The organism is Sphaerisporangium melleum, assembly GCF_014646695.1.
GTDB classification, from domain to species: Bacteria; Actinomycetota; Actinomycetes; order Streptosporangiales; family Streptosporangiaceae; genus Sphaerisporangium; species Sphaerisporangium melleum.
In genome coordinates this window covers 300-508 of record NZ_BMNT01000164.1, presented here as the reverse complement: position 1 = coordinate 508, position 209 = coordinate 300, and the positions used below count along the sequence as shown (strand labels likewise).

General features: G+C 60.3%; 1 protein-coding gene. It reads right to left on the bottom strand.

Annotated features, from left to right (window positions below; all coding sequences use genetic code 11):
* A partial coding sequence (locus tag IEY93_RS39230) for a glycosyl hydrolase family 95 catalytic domain-containing protein (RefSeq protein WP_229691840.1) occupies positions 1-209 on the bottom strand: 209 nt, incomplete at both ends.

Here is a 209-nt window from a genome sequence, read left to right as displayed (position 1 = left end):
TCCTGGATCATTTTGAACACCGGCTCGTAGCATTCCGACAGGTTGGTGGTGTCGGTGGGCCAGTAGTTCATCGGCAGATTGGCGTTGATGGTGTACTTGGAGTCCCACGACGGCGTGAGCGAGTCGTTCCAGATGCCCTGCAGGTTGGCGGGCTGGCTGCCGGGGCGCGAGGAGCTGATCAGCAGGTAACGGCCGAACTGGAACAGCAA